This is a genomic window from Melittangium boletus DSM 14713 (genome assembly GCF_002305855.1).
Taxonomy (GTDB): Bacteria; Myxococcota; Myxococcia; order Myxococcales; family Myxococcaceae; genus Cystobacter; species Cystobacter boletus.
This window is the reverse complement of sequence record NZ_CP022163.1, coordinates 2,802,267-2,828,408: the sequence shown is the minus strand read 5'-3', so window position 1 is coordinate 2,828,408 and position 26,142 is coordinate 2,802,267. Positions and strand designations below refer to the sequence as shown.

The window sequence follows — 26,142 nt, the reverse complement described above, 5'->3', positions numbered from 1 at the left end:
GAGTTTCCTGCGCAAGTCCCTTGGGGTTGTCACCCTGGCCTCCTTGATGGCTGGATGTACCGACCGTGGTGGCCCCCCGGGCCCGACGGATCCAGATTGTACCGGCGCGTGTGAGCCGGTGGCCGACGCGGGAACGCGGGACGCGGGCACTCCGGGTGATGGTGGCCAGACCGGGCCTCTCGAGGTGACCGTCGCCCAGGCACGCAGCGCGGAATACGGCACCTGGGTGAAGATCAAGGGCGCCGTCATCCAGACCGTCGATTACGAAAAGCAGGGGAACGGGGGAGACTGGTCCGCCAACTTCTATCTCGTGGATCCGGCCAATCCCAAGCAGGGCCTGTGGGTCTACAAGTTCTACCAGGACACGCCCACCCAGTACCGGGCCAAGGTGGGCGACAAGATCGACATCGAGGGCTTCATCCACGTCAAGGGCAAGTACGAGCAGACCTCGGCGTACCGGCCGCAGCTCGCGAGCAAGTACTACCTCGACGGCTCTCAGCAGCCGAAGATGTCCCTCACCAACATCGTCGCCAGCACGCCGCCCCCGGACAACGAGGTGTCGATCGCCAGCGGCTTCGGTGACGCGCAGGACGGCTTCGCGCGCCCCAACCCGGAGTACGCGGGCTCGCGCGTGCACATCGCTGGACCGCTCACGCTGACCGATCCCAGCCCGAAGGCGTTCCAGCGCGTGTCGGCGGATCCCGCGGACTCGCGCTACTACGGCTTCGAGGTGGAGGGCGGCATCCTGGTGCGCAACGCCGCCACCTACACCCAGTGTGACTACCGCCAGACGGTGCTCGATGGCGGCTCGGTGACGTTCCCCAACGGCATCAGCGGTGTCTGGGATACCTACACCTTCGCGGCCTGTGAGGATGGCGGCACGTCGTCGGACTGCCGCAAGAACGCCGCGCAGGTGCCCGGTACCGAGCCGAGTGACGGCGGCCTCGGCAACAAGTTCACCTACGTCATCACCCCGCAGAACTGCGACGTGGACCTCAAGGGCGAGTAGCACCCCGTTGTCGCACCGCCTCTCCTCTCTCGAAGAGGGGCGGCGGCGCGTGGCGAGGAGGCGCCCTCAAATGGAGTAGTCGCCGAGGAACACCTTGGCCATGCGCACGTCGGCGTGGACGCTGTCGCCCTCGACGACGCCCAGGTTGTCGAACTCGGCGCGCGGCACTTCCACGCTGACGCTCTCCCCGGTGGGCAGCTTGAGCAGGACCTTCACATAGCCGCCCACGGGCTTGAGCCGTTCCACCCGGCTCGCCGTGGGTCCCTCCTGCCCCTGGGCGGGCTTCACCAGCTTCACGTCGTGCGGACGGATGAAGGCGTGCACCGCCTCGCCCTCTTGCGCGCTCTGGGGCGCCTCCACCACCAGCGTGCCCACCTCGGCCCTCCCCGAGTGCACCCGGCCGCGCAGCACGCTCGTGCCTCCGACGAAGGACGCCACGAAGGGCGTGGCCGGCCGATCATAGATGTCCTCGGGCGGCCCCGCCTGGGCCACGCGCCCGTCGCTCAGCACCACCACGTGCTGGGAGATCTCCAGCGCCTCCTCCTGGTCGTGCGTGACGAGCAGCGTGGTGACACCCGTGCGCTCGTGCAGCGACTGCAACCACTCGCGCAGCTCCACGCGCACCCGGCTGTCGAGCGCGCCAAAGGGCTCGTCCAGGAGCAGCAGCTGGGGCCGGATGGCGAGCGCCCGGGCGAAGGCCACGCGCTGCCGCTGCCCACCGGACAACTGCCCCGGATAGCGCCCGCCCAGCTCCTCCAACTGCACGAGCTGGAGCATCTCGTCCACGCGCGCCTCGATCTCCCGCTTCGGCAGCTTGCGCGTCTCCAGCCCGAAGGCCAGGTTCTGCCGCACCGTCATGTGCTTGAAGAGCGCGTAGCTCTGGAACACCACGCCGATGCCGCGCTGCTGCACGGGCACGTGCGTGCAGTCGACGCCCGCGATGCTCACGCGTCCCGAGTCCGGCAGCTCCAGCCCGGCGATGAGCCGCAGCAGCGTGGACTTGCCCGCGCCGGAGGGGCCCAGCAGCGTGGTGATGGCGCCCGAGGGCGCGTGGAAGGACACGTCCGAGACCGCGGGCGTGCCCCCCTGGGTGAACTGCTTGGTGAGGTGCTCGACGACGACACTCATGGGGCCTCGGCCCTCCACTCGACGTACTTCTTGACGGCCAGGGTGATGAGCGCGAGCACCGTCAGCAGCGACGCCACCGCGAACGCCCCCGCGAGGTTGTACTCGTTGTAGAGGATCTCCGCATGCAGCGGCAGCGTGTTGGTGACCCCCCGGATGTGTCCGGACACCACGGACACGGCGCCGAACTCACCCATCGCGCGCGCGTTGCACAGCAGCACCCCGTAGAGCACGCCCCACTTCACCTTGGGCAGCGTCACGTGCCAGAAGGTGCGCCAACCGCTCGCGCCGAGCGACAGCGCCGCCTCCTCTTCGTCCTGCCCTTGTGCCTGCATGACGGGCAGCACCTCGCGCGCCACGAAGGGGAAGGTGACGAACACCGTGGCCAGCACGATGCCGGGCACGGCGAAGACGACCCTCAGGCCCCGCTCGGCGAGCCACGGCCCGAGCCACCCCTGCCGCCCGAAGAGCAGCACGAAGATGAGGCCGGCGATGACGGGTGACACGCTGAAGGGCAGATCGATGAGCGTGAGCAGTACGTCCCGGCCCCGGAAGCGGAAGCGCGCGATGAGCCACGCCGCCGCCAGCCCGAACACCAGGTTGAAGGGCACGGCGATGGCCGCCGCCAGGAGCGTGAGGCGCACCGCGGCCTGGGTCTCCGGCTCCTGGAGCGTGGCCAGGTAGGTGCCCACGCCCTTCTGCAGCGCGAAGGTGAAGACCGCCACCAAGGGCACCACGAGGAACACGCCGAGGAACGCGAGCGCCAGGCCAATGAGGACCCACCGCACGATCGCCGGGCTCGCGAGGGTGCGTCGGGCGCTGTGGCGGGGGGCGAGGGAGACCGGGTGCATGGGGGGACGCCTTCCTCCTACTCGGGCCGCGCGTCGAGCCGACGGTGGCTCCAGCGCTGCAACAGGTTGACGGCGAGCAACAACGCGAACGAGGCGGCGAGCATCACCGCGGCGATGGCCGTGGCCCCCGCGTAGTCATACTGCTCCAGCCGCGTGATGATGAGCAGCGGGGCGATCTCCGTCTTGAGCGGCATGTTGCCGGAGATGAAGACCACGGAGCCGTACTCGCCAATGGCGCGCGCGAAGGCGAGGGTGAAGCCGCTGAGCAGGGCGGGGAACACGCTCGGCAGGAGGATGTGCGTGAAGGTCCTCCAGGGTGTGGCGCCGAGCGTCGCGGCGGCTTCCTCCACGTCCGCGTCGAGCGACTCGAGCACGGGCTGCACGGTGCGCACCACGAAGGGCAGCCCGATGAACGTGAGCGCCACGCCGATGCCCAGGGGGGTGAACGCCACCTGGATCCCGAAGGCCTCCAGGTGCCGGCCGTACCAGCCGTTGCGCGCGTAGAGCGTGGTGAGCGTGAGCCCCGCCACCGCCGTGGGCAGCGCGAAGGGCAGATCCACCAGCGCGTCCACCAGCGCCCGGCCCGGGAAGCGGTAGCGCACCAGCACCCACGCCACGAGCAGTCCGAAGACGGCGTTGGTCAGCGCGGCGAAGAAGGCCGCGCCGAAGCTCAGCCGGTAGGCCGCGAGCACGCGCGGTGAGGCCACCGTCTCCCAGAACTGCTCCCAGGACAGGGTGAACGTCTTGATGAAGAGGGCCGACAGCGGCAGCAGGACGATGAGCGTCAGGTAGAACCAGCTCACGCCGAGCGTCAGACCGAATCCCGGGAGGACGCGCCGGGTCGCGGTGGAGGGGGCGGTCGTGCTCATTGGGCCGAGGGGGCGTAGAGCTGATCGAACGAGCCGTTGTCCTCGAAATGCTGCTTCTGCGCCTGTTTCCAACTGCCCGCCACGTCCTGGAGCGTGAAGAGCTTCACGGGCGCGAAGCGGTTCGCGAACTTCGCGGTGGCCTGGGCCGAGCGCGGCCGGAAGTGGTGCTTGGCGGCGATCTCCTGCGCCTCCTCGGTATAGAGGTATTTCAGGTAGGCCTCGGCCACGGCGCGCGTGCCCTTGCGATCCACGTTCTGATCCACGAGCGCCACGGGCGGCTCGGCGAGGATGCTCACCGAGGGGACGATGATGTCGAAGCGCTCCGGGCCCACCTCGTCCGTGAGCAGATAGGCCTCGTTCTCCCACGCGATGAGCACGTCTCCGAGTCCGCGCTCGGCGAAGGTGGTGGTGGCGCCGCGCGCCCCCGAGTCCAGCACCGGCACGTTCTTGAACAAGGCGGCGATGTACTCGCGTGCCTTGGCCTCGTCTCCACCGGCCGCGCGCTGCGCCTGGCCCCAGGCGGCCAGGTAGTTCCAGCGCGCGCCTCCGGACGTCTTGGGGTTGGGGGTGATGACGGACACGCCGGGCCGCACCAGATCCGCCCAGTCATGGATGTTCTGGGGGTTGCCCTTGCGCACCACGAAGACGATGGTGGACGTGTACGGCGTGCTGTGCTCCGGCAGGCGCGTCTGCCAGTCCGCTGGCAAGAGCTGCGCCTTGTCATGAATCATGTCGATGTCATACGCGAGCGCCAGTGTGACCACGTCCGCTTCCAGCCCGTCGATGACGGCGCGCGCCTGCTTCCCCGAGCCGCCATGCGACTGCTTGATGACGGGCTTGCTCCCCGTCTTCGCCTCCCACTGCCTGGCGAACGCGGCGTTGAGCTCCGTGTAGAGCTCGCGCGTGGGATCGTACGAGACGTTGAGCAGGGTCACCGGCTCCGCCTTCGTCGTGTCGCTGGATTTGGAGCAGCCCATGGCCAGGGGCAGGGCACTCAGGAGGAGCAGCGGCAGCAGGGAGGCGGAGGAGGAATGGGAGCGTGACTTCATGGAGGGCCTTGATTCGGATGACCGTGAGGAGCCGGGTGCGTTCGAGGCCCTTCGACGAGCCGGCAAATCCGAAAGCCCACCGTCCCTCTCGCGGGGGGTGAGCTGTTGCCTGCACGCATCGTCAGCATTCACGCTGACGGCGAGTGCGCGCCCACCGCCGGAGACCGACAGCAACACGGGCGCATCTGGCGGAGCGGGGTGGGCATTGACGCGCGTGAAGGTGCCCGGCACCTGTCCGTTTGTCAAGACACGCCTCCGCTATAGCGGAGACATCCAGTCGCTCGAGGGGCCGGAAGGGAGCGGCCGGGGGGTGGAACCCTGGGTGCACCCACCGGCTAGAGTGGGCGCTCATGGCCGTATCGCATTCCGCCGGGCTGCTGCGGGAGTACCTGGACCAGGACGTCGTTCCCCGGGAGATGTCCATCGCCCGCTTCATGCGGGGGATGGTGTCGATGAGCTGCGTGGCCGCGCTGGCGGTCGGTGGGGCGATTGGCTGGCCGCTGTCGTTGAGCCTCGCGGGGCTCACGGCGGGCCTGGCCCTCTATTACACGCTCATGCTCCGCGCGCTGCGCAACGGGGGCTTCCACCCGGCGATGCAGTGGGTGGACAGTGCGTTCACGGTGTCCATCCCCGCGGTGGTGTTCATCACCGACGTGCACTTCCACGGCGCCGTGTACGCGCTCACCACGCCGCCGGCCTACGCCTGGGGCGCGCTCATCGTCGTGTGCGCGCTCCGGGCCGGACGAGGCCTCGCGTACTTCGCCGCGGCGCTCGCGGCGCTCGAGTACCTGCTGCTCTACTTCCTGGTGGCCCGGCCCCGGCTGCCGGTGGACGCACTGGACACCTTGTCCCCGGCGATGGTGTTCCTGCGCTGCGCGTTCCTCTTCGCCTACGGTCCGCTGGCGGCGACGCTCGCCACGCTCATCGTCAACAAGGCGGGAGACGCGCTGCGCGCCATCCGCGAGAAGGACGTGATGGGCAAGTACTTCCTCCACGAGCGGCTGGGTGTGGGAGGCATGGCCGAGGTGTTCCGCGCCACGTACAGCCCGGAAGGCGGCTTCGAGAAGCAGGTGGCCATCAAGCGCGTGCTGCCCGCGTACGCGGACAACGCGGAGTTCCTCACCCTGTTCCGGCGCGAGGCGGAATTGGGCTCGATGCTCATCCACCCCAACATCGTCCAGGTGCTCGACCTGGGACGGCACCAGGGCACCATCTTCCTCTCCATGGAGTTCGTGGACGGCATGCCGTTGAGCACGTTGCTCAAGCGCGTGGCGGTGCGCCGGCTGTCCCCGGCGGCGGTGGCCTACGTGGGCGCGGAACTGGCCTCGGCGCTCGCGTACATGCACGACCGCGCGGGCCCGAAGGGCGAGCCCCTGGGGCTCGTGCACCGCGACCTGAATCCGCCCAACATCCTGCTGTCGCGCATCGGCGAGGTGAAGTTGTCGGACTTCGGCATCGCACGCGCGGCGAACCAGACCGGCATCACGCGGTTGCAGCAGGTGCGCGGCAAGGCGGGTTACATGGCGCCGGAGCAGGCCCAGGGCCTGGCCCTGGATGGCCGCGCGGATCTCTTCGCGCTCGGCCTCACCCTGCACGAGGCGCTCACCGGCCAGCGCGCGCTCCAGGGCGACACCGACGCGGCGTTGATGCTGGCCTCCATCCAGCAGGAGATTCTTCCTCCCTCCCACTTCGTGCCCGGCATCTCGCCCACCCTGGACGCCATCGTCATGGGCCTGTTGCGGCACGACCGCGAGCAGCGCACGCCCACGGCCGAGGTGCTGCGCCAGCAACTGCTGGCGCTCACGGGTTACGAGGCGCCCTACACCCACGGCCGGAAGCAACTCACCCAGGCCCTGCACGAGGCCAAGACCCAGAGCTCCGCGCCCGTGAAGCCTCTCCTGCTCACGGCCGACATGGCGCTGACCGAGGGGGCGCTCGAGGCGCTTCCCCAGTCCCGGCCCGAGCGTTCGTGAGGCCCCACGGGCGGGCCGGGGCCGCTCAGCCCTTGTCCGCCGCCGGCACCGGCACGCGCTCGGCCCGGAGCGTCGTCTCTCCCTGCAACGTCAGGTAGGGCTTGAGCTTGAGGAAGCGCTTCTTGCCGAAGCCCTTCACCCGCACCAACTCCTCCACGCGCTTGAAGGCCCGCTTCTTCCTCCAGTCCACGATGCGCTGGGCGGCCTTCTCTCCCACGCTCGGCAACAGGTCCAACTGGGCCACCGTCGCCTCGTTCAGGTTCACCTGACCCATGTACTGGACGCGTGTCTTGGCTCCCTCGGCCTGGGCGCTCCCCGCGAGCAGCCCGCCCACCAGCGCCCAGGTCATCACCCATCGCCTCACGAGTGGCCTCCCGCCGCCATCGCGTCCATCCCGCCCTCCACCCCGTAGCGTCCGCCGCCCCCCGTCGTCTGCATCCCGTCGCGCTTCTCTCCCGCCTCGCGCACGTGCAGCTTCCCGTCCAGCGGCAGCACATCCAGCAACACGTTCAGCGAGCCGTCCTTGTTCACGAACGCGCTGCCCGCCCGTACCCAGATGCTCCCGCCCTTGCCCTCGCGGATGGAGAACACCGCCAACCGCTTGCCCGCCGTCAGCATCGACTACCTCTCGTGCTTCACCCTCCGCGCCTCCATTGGCGCGGTCGCGGGACACTCGAAGCAGCCCCCATGCCACGTGGTTTCCACTGGAGGCGGCTTCACCCGAGGCGTACGCCGCCCCCGCGAATGTCCATCCATGAAGACGGGTCCGCGGCGGGGGCGCTCACCTCAGGCCATGGCGGGCCATCTTGTTGAGCAATCCCTGACGGGACAGTCCCAGCTTCTCCGCCGCGTGCGAGCGATTGCCCTCACACTCCGCGAGCGCGCGCGTCAGTTCCTCCCGCTCCAGACGCTCGATCTTCTGCTCCAGCGTGAGGGGGAGATGGGCCGCCGTGGGGGCGGGGGCCTTCGTCCTCAGGGCAGGGGAGAGATCCTCGGGGTGGAGTTCCCCGCGCCCGCCGGAGAGCACCAATGCCCGTTGCATCTCGTGCCGCAATTCACGCAGGTTGCCGGGCCATTCGTAGGACTCCAGGCAGCGCACGGTGGCGGGCGACAACGTCGGCGTCCCGGCGTGGGGCACCAGCGAGCGCGCGGTGTTCAGGAAGTGCTGGGCCAGGAGGACCACGTCTCCCGGCCGTTCGGCGAGCCGGGGCAGGGCGACCTCGATGCCACGAATCCGCCAGTACAGGTCCTCGCGGAAGTGCTTGTTCGCCACCTGCTCGGGCAGGGGCTGGTGCGTGGCGGACACGAGCCGCACGTCCACCTGGAGGGGCCGGGACGCCCCCACCGGTAGGATCTCTCCGCTCTCGGTGGCGCGCAGGAGCTTCACCTGGAGCTCCTGCTGGAGGTCTCCAATCTCATCGAGGAACAGCGTCCCCCCATCCGCCTCGACGAACAGGCCCTTGCCGTCCGCCGTGGCGCCGGTGAACGCGCCCTTCTTGTGGCCGAAGAGCGTGGACTCCAGGAGCTGGGGGCTGATGGCGCCGCAGTTCAAGGTGACGAAGGGCTTGCCGGCGCGGCGGCTGCGCTCGTGCACGAAGCGCGCGAACACCTCCTTGCCGCTGCCCGAGGCGCCGGTGAGCAGGATGGGGATGTCCGTCACCGCCGCCCGGGCCGCCAGTTGCTTCGCCTCCAGGAAGGCGGGCGCCTGTCCGAGCAACTGATCCTCCCGCACCGCGAGCGACTGCTCCAACTCCCGCACCCGCGATTCGAGCGACATGCGTGCCTGGGCCCGGCCCAACACGGCCAGCAGGTGCTCGGGGTCCGCGGGCTTGGAGAAGAAGTCGTACGCGCCGCGCTGGACCAGGGACAGGGCCAGCGACACCTCTCCGGTTCCCGATACCACCACCACCTTCGCATCGGGCCGGGCCCCCAGGAATTCCCCCAGGAGCGCCGCGCCCGCTTCCGGGGTCTGCTCGGGGGGGAGCATCAAGTCCAGGAGCACCAGGCCCACCGGGTGGGCCTTGAAGAGCTGGCGCGCGACCGGGGCGTCCGGGGCCTCGAGCACGTCGTATCCCACGCCCTTGAGCAGGCGGCGCCAGGCGCTGCGCAGCGCCGCGTCGTCATCCACCAGCAGAACGAGTGAGTTCATGGCTTGGGCAGCAGAATCACGAACCGGGCGCCTCCGGTGGCGGGCCGTGCGTGGGTGAGCGTACCACCGTGCCGCTCCACCCATTTGCGGCACAGGGCCAGCCCCAGTCCGGTTCCCGGCCGTCTGGCATCCCGGCCCCGTCCGGTGACGAAGGGCTCGAACAGCCGGGACAGGAGTGCTTGTGGAACGCCAGCGCCATTGTCCTCGACCGTGATGCGCACGCCCTCGTCCGTGTGCTGCTGCGTCACGCTCACCCGTCCCTGGGGGAGGGTCTCCACGGCGATGAGCGCGTTGGTCACCAGGTTCACCACCACATCTCCCAGCGCCTCGCCATCCACGTCCCATCGGAGGGGCGCCAGATCGAGCGATACCTCCGGCGCGGTTTCTCCGAACGCCTGGCGTGCCCGTGACACCGCGTCCGTCACCACGCGCTCCAATTCCCGTTCACTCACCCGCAGGGGCCTGGGTCGGCTGTAATGGAGCAGGTCCTCCACGAAGTGGCTGGCCCGGGCGACCTGGTCCCGAATGGCCTGGACGCTCTCCTCCTCCGCGCCGGAGAGCTCCAACAGCTTCGCCTCCGCGAGGATGACGCCCAGGGGATTGCGAATCTCATGCGCCACCGCCGAGGCGAGTCTTCCCACCTCGGCCAGTGTCTCCGCGTGCTCCGCGCGCGAGGTCTGCCGCTCCACCGCCTCCACGAGCAGGGGCACGGTCTGGGGCCGCGCGAACAGCTTCCGGGTGACGGCCTCCACGAGCAACTGCCGCGAGGCATCCACCGGAAGCGCGCAGGCGGCTCCCAGGAGCGCATGGACCCAGGCGGGCCCGGTGCCCGTGAGGACGCTCGTGAGCGCGGCGGCCAGCGCCATCAACAGGGCGAAGCTCGCGCTCTGCACGGCGGCTTGAATCAGTCCCTCCCGCTCCAGGCGGTCCTCCGGCGCCCAGGAGGCATAGGCCACCAGCGACAGGCTCACGGCCAGGAACAGGACGCCCCAGCCGATGAGCGACACCCCCATCACATGCAGGCCAATCAGCCCGCCCCCGCCCAACGCGCCAAAGACGTTCGCGCCCAGCAGCGACAGCCGCCTCCTGCGTTCACGTCCTCCAGCACCTCGCGCGAGGGAGGCGAGCCAGAGCGTCATCGCGACCGTGCCGACGGTGCACGCCCCGGCGAGCGGCCAGAACGCGGCACCGGCCCCCGATGCGCCCGGCCCGTAGATCCAGCGGGGAGCGAGCAACCCGGTGAGCGCGATCGCCAGCGATCCACTCCACGCCACGGGAAGCAGCCAGCGGGGAACTCGTTCCACCACGTCCTTGGCCGCCTGGGCGAAGGCGGCCGCGAGCAGGATGCCGAGGGGGAGCACCCGGTCCGCCAGCTCCCCGGTGCGTTGCTCCAGCAGGAACAGGCCCATCATCCACAGGGCGAGGAAACCCGCGAGCAGCACCACGCCAGGACCACCCCGGCGGCCCAGCCGGAGCGTCTGCAGGGCCACCGCGCTGGCCACTCCCGCACCCGAGAGCAGGAACGCGGCGGACAGGTTCACGCGGCCTCCAGGCGCGGGGTGAAGGTCCGGGGCTTGCGTCCTTCCCTCCCGAGGACCCGGGGGCGGCGCACGCCGAAGTACCGCCGCGCGAGCCTCGCGAAACTCCGCTCGGTGTAGAGCTGGAAGAGGGGCCGGAAGAGGAAGCGATCCACGACCCGGCCGAACGCTCCCCACCGCACCGCATAGGTGTACGACGTGGCGAACTCCATGCCACCCTCGGGCAGCGCCGTGTAGCGCCACAGCCCCACGCCTCGCGCGATGAGCGAGAGGGGCTCGTCGCTCCAGAACTCGAAGGTGGACTGCCGCATGGGCCGGTGGAGCTTGTACCGCCCGAAGCCTCGGATGGAAGCGCCGAGCACCGTTTTCTCGTACCGCATCACCGTGCCCGTCTGGATGCGGGGATCCGGCGTTCCCATCGGTGCTTGATGGGCGCCGTGCGCGTCCTCGTGCAACATCACGATGGACGAGAAGCGGTGATCCCAGTCCGGGTGGATCCGATGGTCCTGGGTGAGGTTCCACACCTGCTCCACCGTGGCCGGCAGCCGCACGCGCACATGCAGGGGCGCGGGGGGGCCCATGCTGCCCTCCAGGAGCGCGAGCGCTTCCAGCGCGGACACGGCCAGGCAGCCCACCGCCATGCAGCCCGCGAGCATCCGAAGTCCCCAGGGCACATCCGAATCGATCACCTGGGTGGGCAGCCGCCAGTCCCCCCAGGTCGCGGAGAACACGGAGTGCAGGAGCGCGCCCACGCCCACGGACAACACCAGGTGCATCAGGTACTCGCCGCCCGACAGGCCGCCCTGCGAGGCCCGGGAGCGGGGCTCCTCCCTCACGTCCAGGAACGCCACGGTCACATCCGCGCCAAAGAGCACGAGCCATCCGAGGTACCACGTCCCCGTCAGGCGCAGGTTCGGCACGCACAGGAACTGGGCCGCGTACACCGCGCCGCGCACCACGTGGAGGATGGCCTCGCGCCGGCATTCGGGGCGGGTGACGAGCCGTCCCTTGTAGGAGTGGAACCAGGCGATGTCGAAGGCACCCAGGACACCGAGCGCGAGCAGGAACAACGTGGCGGTGGTCATGCCCGGGGAATGAGCAACCCCCGTGCCCGGACCTGTGTCCCAGGGGCGCGGGCCTCGTGCTGCCCACGGCGTGGACAGTGGGCACGGGGCGCACTGTCCACGGCGTTGACAGCGCTCCCCGCTCCTTCCGAGGGAAGGGGCCGTCGGCACGCGCGCTGCTTCATGGCGGAGGCATGCACCCCCTTTTCCGGCACCTGCTCCATGTCCTCCTTCCCCTCGTCCTCTGGGGAATGAGCCCTCGAATCGAGCTGCACGTGATCGCGGCGGGGCTCCTCTTCTTCGCGCTCTTCGCCCTGTTCCATGACGCGCTCCACGGTGCGTTGGGTCTCACGCGACAGGCGCATGAGCGCCTCCTGACATGGAGCGGTGTGTTCATGGGCGTCAGTGGCCATGCCGCGAGGCGCGCCCATCTGCGCCACCATGCCCACCCCTTCGCGGACGACGATCCGGAAGGGCACGCGGCGAGGAACGGCTTGTGGGCCACGCTTCGCGCCGGTCCCGCGGGCTATCTGGGCCTGAAGGACTGGGGACTCGCCCATGCTCCGCGCGAGCGAGACATCCAATTGCGTGAGTGGCGTGCCGTGGCGGTTTTCTTCGGGGGGCTCGCGTTGTTTCCCGCCGGGCGGCTCTATCTGGCCACGGCGCTGGCACTGCACCTGACCATGCCCGCCTGGGCCGCGCTCTTGCCCCACCGTCCGCCGCGCCTGCTGCTCGCCGGGGCCACCATGCTCGCCCGGGTGGGCTTCCTGCTCCCGGGCATTTTCGTGACGCACGAGCTGCACCACCAGCACCCCAAGTTGGACACGTTCACACTCGTGCGGCGCTGGCGCGGCGAGGTCCATGGCCAGGTATTCGCCGGAGCGCCGCATGCCGCCCGCCACCCGGCATGAAGGTGCCTCGCTTCATTGGTTTACCCATTAAGCCCGGAAAAATGCTATTCTTGGCGGAAATTTACAGCGTTAGGAGAGCGCATGACGGGGTGGAAGGTTCGCGAGGCCGTGTTGATGGGGTGTCTGCTGGTGGGAGGCGGTTCCGCCTGTGGGCCCGCTGAGTCCCCGTTGGACACGAGCGAGGCGCGGGTTTCCCGCGCGGAGAGCGCTCTCGTCACCACGACGGGGTCCATGGCCGTTCCCCGGGGCGGACATGCCGCCACCCTGCTCGCGAACGGCAAGGTGCTCATCACCGGCGGATGGACCGCCAGTGGCAGCATCTCCAGCATGACGGCCGTGACCGAGCTGTACGATCCGGCGACGAAGACGTTCTCCCAGACCGGCGCGATGGGCACTCCGCGTGAGCGGCACCGGGCGGTGAAGCTCCAGAATGGCAAGGTGCTCGTGATGGGGGGCCTGACCCAGGGCGGCCGGGTCGCGAGCGCGGAACTCTATGATCCGGCCACGGGGCTCTGGACGCCCACCGGGGCGATGAGTGTCGCGCGAGAGTATCCCTCCGCCACGCTCCTGACGGATGGGCGTGTCCTGGTCGCGGGAGGAACCTCCAGCGGGGTGAGCTCCCTGGCGAGCGCGGAACTCTACGACCCCGCCACGGGGACCTGGACACTCACGGGCTCGCTCCTGACCGGGCGCACGGATCACTCCGTCACGCGAATGGCGGATGGGCGGGTGTTCGTGTCCGGTGGCTTCGGGAGCTCGGGAGGGCCGCTGGCCAGCGCGGAGATCTACAACCCCGCGACGGGCGTCTGGAGTTCGGCGGGGTCCATGGCCTGGGGGCGCAGCTACCACTCGCTCCACCTGTTGCAAGGCGGCAAGGTGCTCGTCGCGGGCGGGTACAACGCCTTCGACAACTATCCGCTTGTCTCCGAGCTCTATGACCCGGCGTCCGGGACCTGGTCCACGTCCGGCGCGCTCAATGTCTCTCACAGCCGCCACGCGGGAACGTCCCTGGCCGACGGAAGCGTGATCATCATGGGAGGAGGGTTCTCGAGCGCGGAGATGCGGGGCATCGAGCGCTACAATCCCGCCACCGGGGTGTGGACGCTCGTGGACAACCTCATCACGGGGCGCAGCTTCCACACGGCCACCCTGTTGGATGACGGGAGCGTCCTGGTCGCGGGCAACATGCCCTCGACCAGCGCGGAACTCTTCTCGTTCACCGCCTCGACGGACACGAGCCCCCCGGCCACCGTGCTCACCTCGCCCACCAGCGGTGCCATCCTGAGCGGTACGGTGACGCTCACGGCCAACGCCACGGACAACGTGGGCGTCACCCGGGTTGAGTTCTACCGAGGCTCCGTTCTCCTGGGGTCCGACACCCTCGCTCCCTACAGCTTGAGCTGGAATACCACCAGCGTCGCCAATGGGAGCTACACCCTGACCAGCAAGGCCTACGACACGGCCGGCAATGTGAGCACCTCCGCCGTGGTGGGCATCACGGTGAACAACGTGAGCACGCCCACGGTTACACAGGCCGTCTATGACTCGGGCTTGAAGGTGCCCGCGTGCGCGCAGGTGGGCTCGGGTTGTGACAGTGGGTTGTTGCTCGATGGTCGTGCCAACCTCGGACCCGAGCCCCATCAGCCCAACACCCTCCAGGGCTCATGCGCGGACGGCACGTCTGGCAGCTACCACTCGGATGAGTCGGTGGACCGCATCCTGGTCACCTCCGTGGATGGTGGCTCCTTCGCGCCGGGAAAACAGGTGCGCGTCGAGGTCCGGGTCTGGGCTTATACCGGCGGAGGCTCGGATGTGTTGGATCTCTATTACACCTCGGATGCGGCCCTGCCGACGTGGACCCATCTCGCCTCGCTGATCCCCACGGCGAGCGGGGCTCAGACGCTCACCACCACCTTCACGCTGCCTGCGACGGGCCGCTTCCTCCAAGGCGTCCGTGCGGCTTTCCGCTACGGAGGCAGCGCCTCGCCCTGCACCAGCGGTCCCTATGACGACCGCGATGACCTCGTCTTCGCGGTGGGGACGGGTAGCTGAGGGCAATGAGGCTCGGCGGGATTGCCATCGCGGTGAAGAGGCGCGCGGTGAGCAGTCCCACCGCTTACTGCGAGTTCCTCGCGGTGGGTTCGCTGGTCAGGATTGTTGTCGGTGGTCCGATGGGGAGTCGTGCCGAACTCATCCGGATCATCTCCCAGTCGTCGCAGTAGTTGCCAACTCCCGGCTGCTCATTCGGCATTTCAACGATATCTGCTAGGGTGGACTCAGGAGGTACTCCGCTCTGACCCGACTTGTCCCGTGGCTACCACTCGTCTGCATGCGATGGTTCACCGCTCCGGCGTTGTTCTTGTTGCTGCCAGGGTGCTCGATTTCCCCATATGGATTGTACCGGAAGGCGGAGTGGGCTCCGGATGAGGTCGCGGCTCGGGTGAGGTTTCCCGAGTCGTATGAGAAAGGGGTTCACATCGAGGGGCCCAGCGTGGTGGCGCTCGGGGCAGCGCTGAACGACTTCTTGCCGCCCGGAAGCGCCCCTCGTGGGGAAAGCGATGTGGCTCGGTGCCTTGCCCTCCGGGAGTCCTTCCGCGTGTCGGTCTGGCAGCCGAACGACAACAATATCTTCTTCGTGCGCTTTACTCCGGACCTGTCCCGGTGTGCCCCGGGGGTCTTCGTTACGGGTGGCGGCGCCGAATACGCCGTCGACGCGGAGGGCCACATCCTGGCCAAGCGGTGAGGGGGGCGTGCCACACCATTCTGTCGTTGCTCCGGTGTAGAACGCCGTCGTCCGCGCGGCCGCTGCCTTGGCGACGGATTCTTCGGTCAGAAGTGCTTCCGTCGCGCTGTCCCTCTTCTGGCTGTTGCTCCGCTCAGCGGGAGTGCTGCTTGAAGAAGTCCCACATGATGGAGGTGCCATCGGGACCGGAGGGGTCGGCGAACAGGTAGGAGTCGTCGCCTCCGGGCCAGGCGTGATCCATGCCATGGAGTTCGTACTGCTGGACGAGCAGACGGCCTCCGTAGACGTAGTCCTTGACGGTGTAGGCGCGGCCTCCGGGGACGGCGCCACTCCAGACATGGGTGGCCGCGTAGGGCACGCTGTCATTGTCGACGCCATCGTCCCCGTAGTCGTTGGTCTGCAGGAACTGCCGCACCGTCTGCTCGCCATTGATGGGATTGACGACGCTGTCGTCCGTGCCGTGAACGACAAGCACCGGCACGCTCCGGCGGGGCTTGCCCGAGCACGCCCAGGCATCCCGGCCGCGATCGTCCGGGTCGTAGATGCTGCCGAAGCTCATGGCATAGGCACTGCCCGAGGCGGTGGTCGCCGCCTTGTACATCGCTCCCGCTCCCACCATGCCGGCGGTGAATACATCCGAATAACAGGCGAGCAGGATGCTGGTCATGACCGCGCCAGCGGAGACTCCTCCGACATAGACGCGGCGGCTGTCCACCGCGTAGTGGCTCTTCACCAGGTTCACCATCCCCACGATGATGGAGGGCTCTCCCAGGCCTCGCTCCTGATTGGTGGCGAGCATGAAGTTCCAGCACTGCGTGGCATTGGATGTGGTCGCCTGGTTGGGATAGAGGACCAGGAACTTCTCGGCGTCCGCTTTCTGGTTCAGGCGGGTGAGGCCGGCGAACTGGTCGGGATTCTGGAGACATCCGTGCAGTCCGACCACCAAGGGGAGCGCCTGGCCCGGCTGATATCCGGAAGGAACCCAGAGCTGGAAGCCTCGGCTGCCCCAGAGGTTCGTATAGCTGCCGTGGACCCACGAGCCCGCATGGGCCGGGGCCGCCGAAAGCATGAACAGCGCGAACAGCAACGCACCGATGCGCGCGACAACGCCATGACTCCGATTCATGTTCATCTCCTTGCGACCTGCTTCGGGGTAAGGACTTCATCCGCGTCCGCGGATCGGGTGGCCAGCAGGGAGGCGAGGAGAGGGCGTTCCTTCAGCGTGCTCCCAGCATGCGGAGCGCCAGCTCGGCATGGATGTTGGCGAGGGTGTCGAGGTCGAGCGCTCCCGAGGGCTCGTACCAATACGGCAGGCGCGTCCCCATCGCGGAGATGGCCGCTCCGGTCGCGGCCTCGTGCGGGGGGGAGAACCGTCCCTGCTCCACGCCTCGCCGGATGACCTCGGTGAGGAGCGCCACGGACTGATCGCGCAGCGCCATCGCCGGGGCGGAGAGCTCGGGCGGCAGGGCGTGGATCTCCTCGTTCACCACGACCGCCAATTGGGGGTGGGCCGCGTGCATCACGGTGTGGGCGCGCACGAGCGCTCGCACCTGCGCGGCCGGCTCCGTCCCCGCGTCCCGCAGCGCCGCGCGGAGGGCTTCCTGGTGCGCTTCATGTCCCACCTGGACGAGCTCGGCGAGGATGTGCTCCTTGGAGGAGAAGTGCGCGTACAGCGCGCTCGGCTGGAGCTCCAGCTTCTTCGCCACGTCCCGGATCGACGTGCCGTGAAACCCCTGGCTCGCGAACAGCCGCAAGGCCTCCTCCAGGATCCTCCGCCGCGTACCTTCCGGCACCGTGCCCGGAAGGGTCGCTTTCTGGGCTTGTAGACGTGACCGGGGAAGGGGACGCATGATGCCCTTGCTGAACGAACGTTCGTTCAGAGCTGTATAACATGGATTGCTGGTTCCGTTCAATCGAGTGAATGATCGATCGTTCAGGCGCCAGCCAGAACCCGAGGCCTCGACCATGCCGATGATGCCGCTTGAGGGCGTATCCCTTCACTTCGAGGAGTCCGGAGCGGGCACGCCCGTGTTGCTCCTCCATGGACTCGGTTCGTCCGGGCAGGACTGGGAGCTTGTCGCGCCCCGGCTCGCCGCCCACCACCGCGTCATCATTCCCGACGTCCGGGGCCACGGGCGCAGCGGAAAGCCCCCGGGTCCCTATGGGGTGCCGCTCTTCGCCCGGGACATCGCCGCCCTGTGCGACCGGCTGGGGCTCGAGCGCGTGCATGTCGTGGGCCTCTCCATGGGGGGCATGATGGGCTTCCAGCTCGCGGTGGAGCGGCCGGAGCTCGTGCGCAGCCTGACCGTCGTCAACAGCGGGCCGGACATGGTTCCGCGGACGATGCGCATGAAGCTCCTGTTCGCGACGCGGTTGTTGATCCTCAAGCTCCTGGGGCCCAAGACCCTGGCGAGACTGATCGCGCCAAAGCTCTTTCCCAAGCCGGAGCATGCGGAACTCCGCGCGCGCGTCGAGGCGTCGATTGGCGCCAATGACCCGGATGCCTATCAGCGCGCGACCCGAGGGCTCGTGGGCTGGTCCGTGCTGGATCGCTTGAAGGACATCACCTGTCCTGTCCTGGTCCTCGCCTCGGACCACGACTACACGCCGCTGTCCGCGAAGCGGGCGTATGTCGACCTCCTGCGCGACGCCCGCCTCCATGTGATTCACGACTCCGGCCATGCCTCACCGGGCGATCAGCCCGTGCACATCTTCGAGGCGGTGCGGGGGTTCCTCCTCGAACTCGAGGACGCGGCCCAGGGCGCTCGAAGCGCGGGCTGAGGTAGCTTCGCCCCGGGCGTGGATCCACACGGAGTGTACGGCTCCAGCTTCACGGTCCAGAGGGATGGCGCGGTGCGTGAAGGTGGGACTCATTACCTGGAATACCCAGGAAATTCCCGTGCTTACCAGCGCTCGAGGGGGGGTAGCGGCGATCAGGGACCGTGCACATTCTGTCGCCCTCTCCACTGTGCAGGAGGCGGTTTCGTGCACCTGAAGTTCTCCACGCTCACCTCACAGTTCCTGGATGACCCGCAGTCCGTGCGGCGCGCGGTGTGTTGGCCGGTGCTGGTGTGGGAGGCCCCGCCGGTGGGCGTGCGTCCTCTATTTACCCGTTCCACCATGACGGGCCTGTCGATGCGTCGGCCCACCGTCGCCGAGCCGCTGGTGCTCGAGGTGCGCAAGCGCTCGCAGGTGGTGACGCCCGCCACGGGCATCACCCTGGGCCGCACCCCGGACAGCGACATCATCGTGGATGACCCCACCGTGTCGCGCGTGCACGCCACCTTCCGCGAGGACTCGCACACGGGCGTCTGGTGCGTGTCCGACGCCGGCAGCCACAATGGCACCTGGCAGGATGGCACGCTGCTCATCCCCGGCCGGAGCGTGCCGTTGTTCGAGCGCGCGTCGCTGCGCTTCGGCGACGTCATGGCGACCTTCCTGCACTTCTCCGCCTTCAATCAGTTCATCCTCGATTGGCTCGCGCGCCATTCGCGGGCCTCCCGCATGCCGCTGATGGAGAGCGGCTTGACGCGCGAGGGTTGAGCCCCATAGGAAGGGCCGGCCCTCGCTCCTCGAGGGAGCGTGTGGAAGGCGGTTGAATGCGCTGGTCGTACCTCGCCAGGCCCCTGCTGGGCGTGGCGCTCGGCACGAGCGGAGTCGTGCTCGCCCAGACGCCCGACAGCGAGCCCTTCCGGGTGCCCACCGTGGAGGTGGAAGAGGCGCGCCCCACCCCGGAGCCCGCGGACTCGGCCTCGCGGAGGGACCCCAGCGGCGCCCTCACCGTCATCCCCGTGGAGGGCGTGGGCGGCGCGGCGCGTGACACGGCGGCGCTCTTGTCCACCGCGCCCGGCGTCACGCTGCAGGACTCGGGGGGCTACGGACAGAGCAAGAGTCTGGTGGTGCGCGGCGCGGCCTCCAACGGCACGCTGGTGCTGCTGGATGGAATTCCCCTCAATGGCGCGGGGGGCATCGCCGACGTGTCCCGCGTGCCCGTGGCCCTGGCCGAGCGCTTCGAGGTGCTGAGGGGAGGCGCGGGGGCGCGCTACGGCTCGGGCGGCCTGGGGGGCGTGGTCAACATCATCACCCGGAGGCCCGGGCCGGACGCGCGATTCGCGGGGGAGCTGTCCTATGGGAGCTGGGACACGGCGGTGGGCTGGTTGTCCGCCACGGGACCGATCGCGGGCAACGAGGCGCTGGTGCTCGTGCACGGAGGTACCTCCCAGGGCCGGTTTCCCTATCCGTTCAATCCGAATCCCACGCTGCCGGGGAGTCCCATCGAGGAGCGGCGGCGCGTCAACAACGATGCCCACGCGGCGGGCGGCCTCGTGCGGTTGCGGCGGGAACTGAACGCGCGCCTGTCGCTGGACGTGCTGGGCGAGCTGTCCTTCGACGAGCGGGGCCTCGCGGGCACGGCGCAGAACCCGAGCGAGGACGCGCGGCAGGGGGCGGGCCGGGGCGCGGTGAACCTGCGGCTCGCGGGAGCGTGGGACGGCGGGATGCGGCTGGACGCACGCGCGTACGCGCGGAGGGATCGCCTGGTGCTCTCGGGCGGAGCCTGGTCATCACCCGCGCAGGTGCAGCGGGTGGGGGGCGTGGAGGTGGAAGGGCGGACGCGCCTGGGGGCGCGGCAGACGGTGTCCGCGCTGGTGGGCCTGGGCGGCGAGTCCGTGAACGCGGTGGAGACGAACGCGGCGAGCGGTGGGGAGCCCACGTGGCTGCGCGCCAGTGTCATGGCCATGGATGAGGTATGGCTGTGGGACGAGCGCCTGTTGCTCGCGCCGTCGGTGCGCCTGGAGCGCGCGGGCCCGTATACATTGTGGTCTCCGAAGCTGGGCGCCACCGTGGCGCTGCCCGGGGGCCTCGAGCTGCGCGCCAACGTGGGCCGGGCCCACCGCGCACCGTCCTTCCTGGAGCTGTACGTGCGCCAGGGCACGCTGCTGCCCAACGCCAATTTGCGCCCCGAGCGCGCGCTGTACGCGGACGCGGCGCTGGTGCACCGCTCGGACGCGTCCTTCGCCTCGGTGGGCGGCTTCGCGAGCCTCTATGAAGACCTCATCTCCTACGAGGCCTATCCCCCCGGAGCGGCGAGGCCCTACAACTTCGCCCGGGCGCGCGTGGTGGGACTCGAGGCGGAGGGCGAGTGGCGGCCGCATCCCTTCCTCTCCGGAGCGTTCAGCTACACGCTGATGGTGTCGAGCGACTTGCAGCGCGATGGACGCTTCTACCTGCGCGAGCTGCCCTACCGGCCCCGGCATAAGGTCTCCGCGCGCGTGCTGGGCGGTCCACGGTGGCTGACGGGCCGCGTGGAGCTGGCGGCCCAGTCCGCCCATGCGCTCACCCGGGATGGCGCCCTGGTGCTTCCCGGACGCGCCTTCGTGCACACGGGCCTGTCCAGCACCTTCGGGACGCGGACGGAGCTCACGGTGGCCGCCGAGGTGCGCAACCTCTTCGACGCGCGCGCCGAGGACTTCGTCGGCTACCCGCTGCCGGGCCGCGCCGTGTACCTGTCCGTGGCGGGCTCGTTCGAGCCTGGAGGGAAGACGCCATGATGCTGTCTCGAAGCCCCGCCCTCGTGGCCCTGCTGTGCCTCGTGCTCACGGGCTGTCCGGATCCGGCGCCCCTGTGTCCCGAGGGCCAGAGCCGCTGTGGGGAGGCGTGCGTGGACCTCTCCAGCTCCTCGTCCCAGTGTGGGGCCTGCGGCGTGGCCTGCTCCAGCACCCAGCTTTGCGTGGAGGGCGCGTGCCAGTGCCGCGCGGGGGCCTCGCTCTGTGGGGGGGCCTGTGCCGTCACCGCGTCGGACCCGGAGCATTGTGGCGGGTGCGCGGGCGCGGGGGGCGTGGCGTGCGCGGCCGATCAGGTGTGCGAGCGGGGCGAGTGCAAGGCCGCGTGCACCCTGCCGGACTCGGCGCTCTGTGGGCGCTCGTGCGTGGACGTCCAGACGGATGCCTTCCACTGTGGCGCGTGCGGCACGGTGTGCGCGGACGCCCGGAGCTGCCACTCGGGGGTGTGCTCGGATGACGTCGTCGCCGCGTGCTTCAACACCGGGCAGGTGGTGGGCATCCAGGCCGGCGCGGACGTGCGCGGGCCCTCGGCGGCGGTGGGCACCAACCCCCAGTCGCTCGCGCGCATGCAGGACGTGCTGCTGGTGCTGGACGCCTCCACGCTGCTGCGCCAGGCGCGGCTGTCCGACTATGGCGAGCTGCCCGCGCGCACCCCCACGGGCCTCGTGCCCAACCAGGTGCTCGTGCGCGAGCCCTTCGTCTTCGTCCTCAACTCCACGAGCAACACGCTCCAGGTGCTGCGGCGCGAGGGCGAGCCCGCTCCGAGCCCCGGTCCGCGCTTCCCCCAGGGCATTCCCCTCGTCAACGTGGGCAGCGTGAACTTCGGCCCCAACACCAACCCGTATGCGTTCACCCTGGACGGCCCGGACGCGTACGTCACGCTGCTGGGCAACCTCCAGACGGACGCCTCCGCGGGCGGCCGGGTGGTGCGCGTCTCCGTGGCCGACCCCTCCGCGCCCATCCTCACCGGTACCTTCGTGCTGCCCTCGGGCGACGCCCTGGAGCCCTTCCCGGACCGCTCTCCGCTCCCGGCGCCCGCGGGCATCGCCTCGCTCGGCGGACGCGTGTACGCCGCGCTCGGCAACCTGGACGCGCGGGACTACGCCGCCGCGGGCCCGGGCTTCCTGGCTCGTATCGAGCCCGGGACCGGCGCGGTGGAACTGCTCGCGCTGGGCGCGGATTGCCTCAATCCCTTCTGGGTTCTCCCCGTGGTGGGGGACCGGCTGCTCGTGAGCTGTAGCGGCGCGGCGACCTATGACCGCGACTTCAACCTCACGGACGTGCGAGGCACGGGCTTGGTGCTGCTCGGCCCGGATGGGCGCGTCAGGGCCTCGCTCGTGCTGCGCTGCGCCGAAGGCACCTCCTGCGCCTTGCCCTCCGCGGGCCGCTTCGCCGTGGTGGGCAACCGCGCCTACGTGGCCGACAACAACGCGGGCCGCCTCTTCGTCATCGAGGTGGTGGGCGATACCCTCGTGGAGCGCAGGGGGCCCGGCTCCGGTGCCGCGCCCCCCCTGCTCGTCTGTCCCCGAAGCCAGGGGCCCTCCCTCGTCAGTGACGTCGTCGCCCTCCCGTGAGCTCCTTCCTCATGAAGACCCTCCTGTCCTTCTCGCTGCTGCTCACGCTGTGCCTCGCCGCTCCCGCGCCCGCCGCCCCGCCCGCGGAGGCGCCGCGCTTCCTGGGACCCAAACCTCCCGCCACGGTGAAGCGCGTGGTGACGCTCGTGCCCTCGCTCACGGAGACGGTGTTGGCGTTGGGGGCGGGGAGCACGCTCGTGGGCGTGTCCCGCTTCGACGAGGCGAAGGAGGTGGCCGGCCTTCCCCGGGTGGGCGGCTTCGTGAACCCGTCCGTCGAGACCGTGCTCAAGCTCAAGCCGGACCTGGTGCTCGTGCAGCCGGGACCGGGCAACCAGCGCCCCGTGGAGCTGATGGCCGAGCTGGGCGCGCCCGTGCTGCTGCTGCCCCTGCACTCGGTGGCGGACACGAAGGCCGCGCTCAAGGCCGTGGGCGCGGCGCTCGGCAAGAAGAAGGAGGCCGAGGCCCTGGTCGAGCGGATTGAGTCCACGCGCGCCCGCATCCGCGAGGCCGCCAAGGGCCAGAAGTCGCCCCGGGTGTTGCTCGTCTATGGCTTCGAGCCCCTGGTGGTCGCCGGGCCGGGCTCCTTCGCGGACGAGCTCCTGCGCGACGCGGGCGCCATCAACGTGGCGGCGGACGCGGGCTCGGCCTATGCCGTCTATTCGCTGGAGCGCGCGGTGCGTGCCCGGCCGGAGGTGGTGGTGGACGCGGCGGACGTGGACACGGGCAAGGACAAGACGCGGGCGCTGCCGGGACTGTCCCAGGCCCGCTGGGTGGACGTGCCCTCCCTGGCGCTCCTGCAGCCGGGTCCCTCGCTTGGACGGGGGCTGGAGGAGCTGTTCGAGCTGCTGTACCCAGCGCCCAGGTCCACTCCGGTGCCCGCTCCGGAGCCCGCGCGCTAGGCATGGCCTCCTCGGCGAAAATCTTCACGCCCGCTCGGGCTTTGTCGCTCGGGGCGGTGTTCCTCGGGGTGCTCGTCGCCGCGTTGTTGCTGTCCGTCCTGTACGGCGAGCAGTTCCTGTCGCCGTGGATCGTCTTCGAGGAGCCCGGCTCCCTGGACGCGGGCATCTTCTGGAGGATGCGCGTGCCCCATGCGCTCCTGGCGGCCCTGGTGGGCGCGGGACTCGCCGCCTCGGGCTCGACGTTGCAGGGCGTGCTGCGCAATCCGCTCGCGGACCCCTTCGTGCTGGGCGTCTCCGGAGGGGCCGCGCTGGGCGCCACCCTGGCGCTCGCCCTGGGACTCGCCACCGTGGACGACGTGGCGCCGGGGCTCGGCGGGGGACTGTCGCGACTGTCCGCGCCCGCGCTGTTCGCCTTCGCGGGGGCCGTGGCGGCCATGTTCTTCGTGCTCGCCGCGAGCCGGGGCCATGGGGGCCACGCGCCCTACGCCGCGCTCCTCACCGGCGTCGTCTTCAACACCTTCGCCGCCGCGGCCATCACCCTCCTCAAGGCGCTGTCGGATCCGCAGCGGCTGGGGGAGCTGCTCTTCTGGCTCGCCGGAACGCTCGGCTACGAGCGCATGGGGACGCTCGCCCTGGCGGCGCTGCTGCAACTGGCGGCGCTGGGGGTGATGCTCGCGCTGTCGGGGCGGCTCAACCTGCTGTCCCTGGGGGACGAGGACGCGGCGTCGCTCGGCGTGGACGTGGCGCGCACGCGCAAGTGGTTGCTGTTCGCCGCGAGCGCCAGCGTGGCGGGGGCCGTGGTGCTCTCGGGGCTCATCGGCTTCGTGGGGCTCATCGTCCCGCACCTGTTCCGGCTCGCCTTCGGGCCGGACCAACGCCTGCTCATTCCGCTGTCGGCGCTGGGCGGGGCGGCGTTCCTGCTGTTCGCGGACCTGCTGGCGCGGCTGGCTCCGCCGCTGTTCGGTGGAGACCTTCCCGTGGGCGTGGTGACGGCCGTGCTCGGTGGGCCACTGTTCCTCGCGCTCCTGTACCGGCGTGGGCGGCTCCCGGTGGGTTGACGGTCCCGCGACCCGGGGGCGGAAGGGTGGCGTTGGATGATGAGAGGGGAAGGGCGGCAATGCCTGTCGGTCCCTTGGGGCACTGGCTGTGTGTTCGATTTTCACCGGATGTGCGTTCCTCGGGTGACGCAAGGCACTCGCATCGGCATGGTGCGCGTCGCGATCATCATCCTGGAGGAGCGCCATGAACGACGTCACGAACCCGCCCCCGCGAGTCGAAGTCGAGTCCAAGCCCGAGTCAAAGCCAGCCGATGGCAAGCTGATGGGCTCGTACCCCGCCGAGAATTACCCGACCCGGTCCATCGCGGAGCTCCTCGGGCCGGGGAAGACCCGGGCCAATCTCAACTTTCCGGATGTCCGCAACGACTACGAGCTCGACAACGCGTTGGTGGGGCAGACCGTCACGACGAATGGGTGCATCGTCCAGTCGAACTGGCTGCCCGGGCCGGTGATCTCGGCCGGAGGCGGGTGGAGCACTTCAAGCTATATCAAGCCCATCGCGGCCTACTTGGCTTATATCAAGAAGGACACCGTCCCGTCCGGAGTGCAGGAGAGTTATTCCCTGTCGAAGAAGAAAGGATTCACCCGGCAGTTCACGACCTCCGCCAGCGTCACGTCCAGCGTCAGCGCGGGCATTTTTGGTTGTGAAGCCTCGCTCGAGGTGACGACGGGTTTCTCGTACTCGGAGACCATCAACGAGGAGACCACGGAGACCTGGACGCGGACGCTCACGGGACCGCAGGACTATTGGACCTTCCAGCCGGTCATCGTCTATGCGCATCGGGTCGCCAAGGGCCTCTTCGAGCGCGACGCGAACTGGGCGAAGCTGCCGCGCTACGTCTCGGGCAACATCGGTTTCGTGTTCGTTCCCGTCTACCGGAACACCCCGTCCGTGATTGATCGCGAGATTGGTTATCTCTCGCTGAACGATGTCGTCAGCTACCTGAGCAATGAAGCGTGGGGACGCTGGTAGAGCCATCTCCCTTGCGCGGCGGAGTTCGCCGGGTCAGCGGGACGGAGGCGTCGTCCCGTCCAGCCCGAAGCTCCGCCGCAGCCGCCGCGCGGCCTCGTCGAGACCGGCCGTCACGAGCCGTTCCGCGGCCCACACCACGCCGGCGCGCATGGTGGTGACGTTGATGGTGGGGTAGGGCAGGGCGGAGTGCTGGTAGACGGAAGCGCTCTTGAGCAGGAGGATGTCGGGCGCGACGATGAGGCTCGCGGTGCCCAGGAATGTCCGGGCCAGCCGTGCCTGGTGCTGGGTGACCCATTCCGATTGCATCTGGCGGTACTCCACGGGTGGCAGCTTCATGCGCGTCGCATCCGAGATGCCGACATGCAGTTCGTCGCGATCCAGGTACTCGGTGCGCCGGACGAAGAACTCCCTGCACTGCTCCACGGATGGGCTGCCCACGAAATAGAGGATGAGCAGCGGCCAATGCTGGTCGTCGAGCGTGATGGAGGCGGGAGTCATGGTCCAGACGAAGGCCCGCCTCCTCACACCGGGGAGGCGGGGCGGGCGGCGGAAGGGCTCCTCCGCCGCGAGTCCACTCTTCAGATGAAGATGTCGTGCCAGCGGTTGGGCGTCGCCTGATCGCTCGGGTGCGCGTCTTCCCGGTTCAACTTCAGCAGTTTCCGCTCGGTGGCGGGGGGGTTGGGCCGCGGGGGCGGCACGGGGGGCGGGGACGGAGAGGCAGGGGGGTTCTCAGTCAACTCGTTCATGGCTTCTTCCTGGTACCGCGAGGGTTGGCACGGGGGTGCCGTGCCTCGCC

25 protein-coding genes are annotated in these 26,142 nt (G+C 69.5%); 12 read left to right on the top strand and 13 right to left on the bottom strand.

What is annotated here, in order from left to right:
* Positions 1-118: 118 nt before the first annotated feature.
* Positions 119-1,009: a hypothetical protein gene (locus MEBOL_RS11735; protein WP_095977510.1), complete on the top strand. Its 891-nt coding sequence runs from the start codon at positions 119-121 to the stop codon at positions 1,007-1,009.
* A 66-nt stretch (positions 1,010-1,075) separates the two neighbouring features.
* On the opposite strand, the gene MEBOL_RS11730 is transcribed toward MEBOL_RS11735, so the two are convergent.
* The 4 genes from MEBOL_RS11730 to MEBOL_RS11715 are packed head-to-tail and all read right to left on the bottom strand — an operon-like array spanning position 1,076 to position 4,903.
* The gene (locus MEBOL_RS11730) at positions 1,076-2,137 is read right to left on the bottom strand and encodes a sulfate/molybdate ABC transporter ATP-binding protein (protein ID WP_095977509.1); all 1,062 of its coding nucleotides are present in this window, start codon (positions 2,135-2,137) and stop codon (positions 1,076-1,078) included.
* Positions 2,134-2,985 (bottom strand): sulfate ABC transporter permease subunit CysW, encoded by an 852-nt coding sequence (gene cysW / locus MEBOL_RS11725; protein ID WP_095977508.1) that lies wholly within the window; start codon positions 2,983-2,985, stop codon positions 2,134-2,136. The genes MEBOL_RS11730 and cysW overlap by 4 nt, the downstream gene beginning before the upstream one ends.
* 17 nt (positions 2,986-3,002) lie before the next feature.
* Positions 3,003-3,854 (bottom strand): sulfate ABC transporter permease subunit CysT, encoded by an 852-nt coding sequence (gene cysT / locus MEBOL_RS11720; protein ID WP_095977507.1) that lies wholly within the window; start codon positions 3,852-3,854, stop codon positions 3,003-3,005.
* Entirely contained in the window at positions 3,851-4,903 is a 1,053-nt protein-coding gene (locus MEBOL_RS11715; RefSeq protein ID WP_095977506.1) for a sulfate ABC transporter substrate-binding protein, read from the bottom strand. The genes cysT and MEBOL_RS11715 overlap by 4 nt, the downstream gene beginning before the upstream one ends.
* 350 nt (positions 4,904-5,253) lie before the next feature.
* Here MEBOL_RS11715 and MEBOL_RS11710 point away from each other — a divergent pair, with 350 nt between their 5' ends.
* Positions 5,254-6,876: a serine/threonine-protein kinase gene (locus MEBOL_RS11710; RefSeq protein ID WP_095977505.1), complete on the top strand. Its 1,623-nt coding sequence runs from the start codon at positions 5,254-5,256 to the stop codon at positions 6,874-6,876.
* Positions 6,877-6,901: 25 nt separating this feature from the next.
* On the opposite strand, the gene MEBOL_RS11705 is transcribed toward MEBOL_RS11710, so the two are convergent.
* The 5 genes from MEBOL_RS11705 to MEBOL_RS11685 all read right to left on the bottom strand — a co-directional run bounded on the left by MEBOL_RS11705 (position 6,902) and on the right by MEBOL_RS11685 (position 11,648).
* Positions 6,902-7,240, bottom strand: coding sequence for a ComEA family DNA-binding protein (locus tag MEBOL_RS11705; RefSeq protein WP_245919675.1), 339 nt, complete (start codon positions 7,238-7,240; stop codon positions 6,902-6,904).
* A complete protein-coding gene (locus MEBOL_RS11700; protein WP_095977503.1) occupies positions 7,237-7,494 on the bottom strand; it encodes a hypothetical protein in 258 nt (85 codons plus the stop codon). The genes MEBOL_RS11705 and MEBOL_RS11700 overlap by 4 nt, the downstream gene beginning before the upstream one ends.
* Before the next feature lie 163 nt (positions 7,495-7,657).
* Positions 7,658-9,025 carry a sigma-54-dependent transcriptional regulator gene (locus tag MEBOL_RS11695; RefSeq protein WP_095977502.1) on the bottom strand — a complete coding sequence of 456 codons (1,368 nt, stop codon included), beginning with the start codon at positions 9,023-9,025 and terminating at the stop codon, positions 7,658-7,660.
* Entirely contained in the window at positions 9,022-10,566 is a 1,545-nt protein-coding gene (locus MEBOL_RS11690; protein WP_095977501.1) for a sensor histidine kinase, read from the bottom strand. The genes MEBOL_RS11695 and MEBOL_RS11690 overlap by 4 nt, the downstream gene beginning before the upstream one ends.
* Positions 10,563-11,648, bottom strand: a complete 1,086-nt coding sequence (locus MEBOL_RS11685; RefSeq protein ID WP_095977500.1) for a hypothetical protein — start codon at positions 11,646-11,648, stop codon at positions 10,563-10,565. Before MEBOL_RS11685 ends, MEBOL_RS11690 begins: the two co-directional genes overlap by 4 nt.
* Positions 11,649-11,821: 173 nt before the next feature.
* Between MEBOL_RS11685 and MEBOL_RS11680 the strand changes: the two genes are divergently transcribed.
* The 3 genes from MEBOL_RS11680 to MEBOL_RS41060 all read left to right on the top strand — a co-directional run bounded on the left by MEBOL_RS11680 (position 11,822) and on the right by MEBOL_RS41060 (position 15,281).
* Positions 11,822-12,538, top strand: a complete 717-nt coding sequence (locus MEBOL_RS11680) for a fatty acid desaturase (RefSeq protein ID WP_095977499.1) — start codon at positions 11,822-11,824, stop codon at positions 12,536-12,538.
* Positions 12,539-12,619: 81 nt separating this feature from the next.
* Positions 12,620-14,590: a Kelch repeat-containing protein gene (locus MEBOL_RS11675; protein ID WP_095977498.1), complete on the top strand. Its 1,971-nt coding sequence runs from the start codon at positions 12,620-12,622 to the stop codon at positions 14,588-14,590.
* 508 nt (positions 14,591-15,098) lie between these two features.
* Entirely contained in the window at positions 15,099-15,281 is a 183-nt protein-coding gene (locus MEBOL_RS41060; RefSeq protein WP_157774895.1) for a hypothetical protein, read from the top strand.
* Positions 15,282-15,414: 133 nt separating this feature from the next.
* Here the strand turns inward: MEBOL_RS41060 and MEBOL_RS11665 are convergent, their stop codons facing one another.
* Both MEBOL_RS11665 and MEBOL_RS11660 read right to left on the bottom strand, forming a co-directional pair.
* Positions 15,415-16,407 (bottom strand): extracellular catalytic domain type 1 short-chain-length polyhydroxyalkanoate depolymerase, encoded by a 993-nt coding sequence (locus tag MEBOL_RS11665; RefSeq protein WP_245919673.1) that lies wholly within the window; start codon positions 16,405-16,407, stop codon positions 15,415-15,417.
* Positions 16,408-16,498: 91 nt separating this feature from the next.
* Positions 16,499-17,131, bottom strand: a complete 633-nt coding sequence (locus MEBOL_RS11660) for a TetR/AcrR family transcriptional regulator (protein WP_095977495.1) — start codon at positions 17,129-17,131, stop codon at positions 16,499-16,501.
* A 121-nt stretch (positions 17,132-17,252) separates the two neighbouring features.
* On the opposite strand from MEBOL_RS11660, the gene MEBOL_RS11655 reads away from it, so the two are divergent.
* The 7 genes from MEBOL_RS11655 (at position 17,253) to MEBOL_RS11625 (ending at position 25,346) form a co-directional block, all read left to right on the top strand.
* Positions 17,253-18,062 (top strand): alpha/beta fold hydrolase, encoded by an 810-nt coding sequence (locus MEBOL_RS11655; protein ID WP_245919671.1) that lies wholly within the window; start codon positions 17,253-17,255, stop codon positions 18,060-18,062.
* A gap of 204 nt (positions 18,063-18,266) precedes the next feature.
* Positions 18,267-18,824 carry an FHA domain-containing protein gene (locus MEBOL_RS11650; protein ID WP_095977493.1) on the top strand — a complete coding sequence of 186 codons (558 nt, stop codon included), beginning with the start codon at positions 18,267-18,269 and terminating at the stop codon, positions 18,822-18,824.
* A 56-nt stretch (positions 18,825-18,880) separates the two neighbouring features.
* Entirely contained in the window at positions 18,881-20,830 is a 1,950-nt protein-coding gene (locus MEBOL_RS11645; RefSeq protein WP_095977492.1) for a TonB-dependent receptor plug domain-containing protein, read from the top strand.
* Complete coding sequence (locus MEBOL_RS11640; protein WP_095977491.1) at positions 20,827-22,416, top strand: MXAN_6577-like cysteine-rich protein; 1,590 nt, start codon at positions 20,827-20,829, stop codon at positions 22,414-22,416. Before MEBOL_RS11645 ends, MEBOL_RS11640 begins: the two co-directional genes overlap by 4 nt.
* Positions 22,417-22,427: 11 nt before the next feature.
* Positions 22,428-23,315: an ABC transporter substrate-binding protein gene (locus MEBOL_RS11635; RefSeq protein WP_095982721.1), complete on the top strand. Its 888-nt coding sequence runs from the start codon at positions 22,428-22,430 to the stop codon at positions 23,313-23,315.
* A gap of 2 nt (positions 23,316-23,317) precedes the next feature.
* Positions 23,318-24,373, top strand: coding sequence for a FecCD family ABC transporter permease (locus MEBOL_RS11630; protein ID WP_095977490.1), 1,056 nt, complete (start codon positions 23,318-23,320; stop codon positions 24,371-24,373).
* Between the two features lie 184 nt (positions 24,374-24,557).
* Positions 24,558-25,346 (top strand): hypothetical protein, encoded by a 789-nt coding sequence (locus MEBOL_RS11625; RefSeq protein ID WP_095977489.1) that lies wholly within the window; start codon positions 24,558-24,560, stop codon positions 25,344-25,346.
* Positions 25,347-25,379: 33 nt separating this feature from the next.
* On the opposite strand, the gene MEBOL_RS11620 is transcribed toward MEBOL_RS11625, so the two are convergent.
* Positions 25,380-25,844, bottom strand: a complete 465-nt coding sequence (locus MEBOL_RS11620) for a hypothetical protein (RefSeq protein ID WP_095977488.1) — start codon at positions 25,842-25,844, stop codon at positions 25,380-25,382.
* An 80-nt stretch (positions 25,845-25,924) separates the two neighbouring features.
* Positions 25,925-26,092 (bottom strand): hypothetical protein, encoded by a 168-nt coding sequence (locus MEBOL_RS41055; protein ID WP_157774894.1) that lies wholly within the window; start codon positions 26,090-26,092, stop codon positions 25,925-25,927.
* Between the last annotated feature and the right edge of the window lie 50 nt (positions 26,093-26,142).